The sequence below is a fragment of the Kitasatospora sp. NPDC001225 genome (genome assembly GCF_053597855.1).
Genome location: NZ_JBSFJC010000316.1, coordinates 1 through 3,161, shown reverse-complemented (window position 1 = coordinate 3,161; position 3,161 = coordinate 1). Strand labels below are relative to the sequence as shown.

The window sequence follows — 3,161 nt, the reverse complement described above, 5'->3', positions numbered from 1 at the left end:
TCCAGGTCGACGTTGGGGACGCCGCTGGTGGAGCAGGCGCTGAACTGGTAGGTGACCGAGCGGCCGTCCTGGCTGCTGGTCTGGACAGGATACGCAGCGGGCCGTATCCGAGCCTCGGATGTCGACGTCGACTGACGGGAGCCATCGTTCGGGACGTACGTAGTCGACGACGCGCTTGATGTCCCGGATCGGCGCGACGGCGGGCGCGCTGCTGCCGAGCAACGTCTCGGCACGCACTCCGGGTATCGGATCCGGCAGGAACACCGCGCGCATGATCAACAAGAAAGCGGTCCGTCACGGCTTCGACGACGCGTGCCTGCCGTCCACGGCTCAGGCCGAGCTCGCCGGCGTCTCCTGGAGCAAGCTGCCGCACTCCTGTACCGGCCTGTACGGCCTGCCCGACACCCCCGACGTCCTCCGTGGGCTACTCGCCACCGACCCAACCCGCCGAGTTCAGGCGGTCTGGGACCTGTACCGGCTGCTCCTCGACCAAGAGCGCCTGTTTCCGGCGACCGCCCCAGCGGCTCTGGTCGTCGCCGCCCTTCTCGACGATCCGCGCACCCTCACTGAAGACCGGTGGGAACGGAGGGCAGGCACGCGGCCGCTGCGCGCGGAACTGCTGAACTGGCTGGCCTCTTTCGCCGACGTCGCCCGCCACGACGTCCAGGACGGTGTCGGCACACCGCAGGACCTGGCCGCTGCCCGCACGGTGCGGCCGAGGCTCCACGCCCGGGTCACGCCCTACTACGAGGACAGGGATCCGCGGGTACGGGAGGCCGCCGTCGCCGCCACCGCCGTGCTGCTCGCGGACCCCGCCCTCGCCGCAGCCATCCCGCAGCACGCGCCTGCGGTGCGCGATGTCCTGACATCGAGTGCGGACTCGTACTACCGGTGGATCGCCCGGGATCGGCTGAAGGCCTGGGGCAATGACACCGCGGGCCTCTCGGCCCGGGAGGAGGAGCACCACGCAGCCGTGAGTCAAGCGAGTGCACTGGCCGAGGGCCCGTTCGAGGAGGGCCAAGGGCAGGCGATCAGGTGGCTGGCCGAGCAGCCGGAGGACACCACCGCCCTGGAACCGCCCCGTCGTTGGCACCCGGACTGGACGCGACCGGAGCAAGCAACCCCGCACTGGCCGGCCCCCGAACCGCCCACGGCCGTCCAGGGCAGTGCACCGGGGTATCGGGGCGCCTGGCAGATCTCCGGAGCCGAGGAGCGCGACGAATGGACGTTCACGCCGTACGTCGGGGTCGGACCGCTGCACTTCGGAATGACCCTGGAAGAGATCACCACCAGCCTCGGTGAAGACGGGTCCGTCGCGCCCTCCTACGCCCGTGAAAGCGGCGAACACCGGCTCAACTACGCCGACTTCCACACCACTGGCATCAGGGCCCTCTTCCAGAAGAACCGTCTGGAGTGCGTGGCCGTGAACGCGCTCACCCGCCCCCAGATACGGCTGGACGGGGTTCCGCTGACCGGCTGCGTGCCGTCCCGGCTGGAGGACTGGCTCGTCCACCGCACGACCTACGGTCGCCTGATGTACAGCCCTGCCGCCGACCCGGTCTTCCCCGACCTCGGCCTGGCAATTCGTACCCAGCGCGCGGGCGACGTCAACCTGACCCGGCCGCTCTTCCTGCTGCACGACTGGCTCGCCCTCTGGGACTACCTGCCCAGCGAGGAGTGGAACCTCCGATAGAGCCGGCTCACCCTCGCCGCGCCCGGACGCCAGTGGCCCGGGTGCTCCGGTCCGTCTGCCATGCGGAGCGATGCCGTGCATGCGGCTGTCAGGTACGGGCCGTGTCGAAGTGGGGTTGGCGGCGATAGAGGGCGATGTCGTTGTGGAAGCCGACGATCAGGTCGCCGGTGAAAGTGATCGAGACGGTGGAGGGGCTTTCGACGGGGATGGTCGCGACGGCCGTCTGAGCCCGGAGGTCCCAGACCCGTATCGTGTCGTCCCTGCCTGCGGTGATGGCGACGGGCAGTCCATCGAGCATCGCGCATGCCACCCCGGTTACGCTGCCGGTGTGGCCGGCGAGTGGTTCGCCGACAGGTCGCCGGGTGGCCAGGTCCCACACCCGCACCGTCCAACCCCAGCTTCCCGTGACCACGACGGGTCGGCCGTCGAGCACCGTGCATGTCACCCCGATCGCGCTGATGGCATGGCCGGCGAGTGGTTCGCCGACAGGTCGCCGGGTGGCCAGGTCCCACACCCGCACCGTCCCGCTGTTGCTTTCGGCGACGGCGACGGGCCGTCCGCCGAGCACCGCGCATGCCACCCCGGTCACGCTGCCGGTGTGGCCGGCAAGTGGTTCGCCGACAGATCGCCGGGTGGCCAGGTCCCACACCCGCACCGTGTGGTCGCTGCCTCCCGTGACGGCCACGGGCCGACCATCGAGCACCGTGGACGCCACCGCGGTCACTGCGCCGATATGACTGGCAAGGGGCTCACCAACAAGCCGACCGGTGACCAGGTCCCACACCCGCACCAAGCCCCGACTTCCCGTGACGGCGACGGGTCGGCCGTCGATCCCAGCGCATGTCACCGCGGTGACGCTGCCGGCGTGGCCGGCGAGTGGCTTGCCGACCGGTCGCCGCGCATCCAGGTCCCACACCCGCACCGTCCCGTCGTGGCTTCCCGTGACGGCGACGGGTCGGCCGTCGCGCACCGTGGACGCCACTGCGGTCACGCTGTCGGTGTGACCGGCGAGGGGCTTGCCAACGGGCCGACGCGTGCCCAGGTCCCAGACCCGTACCGTGTCGTCGCTGCCTCCCGTGACGGCCACGGGCCGTCCGTCGAGCACCGTGCATGCCACTGCGGTGACGCTGCCGGAGTGGCCGGTGAGGGGTTCGCCGACGAGCTGGCCCGTTCCCAGGTACCGCACCCATACCATCCCGTCCCGGCATGCGGTGACGGCGACCGGTCGGCCGTTGAACACCGTACACGCCACCGCGGTGACGCTACCGGAGTGGCCGGTGAGGAGTTCGCCGACGGGGCGCCCGGTACCCAACTCCCAGACTCGTACCGTTTGGTCGCTGCCTGCGGTGACGGCTACGGGTCGGCCGTCGAGTGCTGCGCATGCCACCTGGGTCGGTCTGCCGATGTGGCGACCGGAGGGCCCGCCGACGGGTTGCCGGGTGGCGAGGTCCCACACCCGCGCCGTCCC

General features: G+C 70.9%; 2 protein-coding genes. One reads left to right on the top strand and one right to left on the bottom strand.

Going from position 1 to position 3,161, the window contains the following annotated elements:
- The first annotated feature begins 178 nt into the window (after nt 1–178).
- Nucleotides 179–1,693, top strand: coding sequence for a hypothetical protein (locus tag ACWDCZ_RS39785; protein WP_449818519.1), 1,515 nt, complete (start codon nt 179–181; stop codon nt 1,691–1,693).
- Between the two features lie 88 nt (nt 1,694–1,781).
- Here ACWDCZ_RS39785 and ACWDCZ_RS39780 read toward each other — a convergent pair.
- Nucleotides 1,782–3,161: WD40 repeat domain-containing protein (locus tag ACWDCZ_RS39780; RefSeq protein ID WP_449818518.1), on the bottom strand; the 1,380-nt coding region annotated here is incomplete at its 5' end.

Coding starts and splice junctions, on each gene's coding strand:
- ACWDCZ_RS39785 (WP_449818519.1), top strand. CDS start 179: ATGTCCCGGATCGGCGCGACGGCGGGCGCGCTGCTGCCGAGCAACGTC.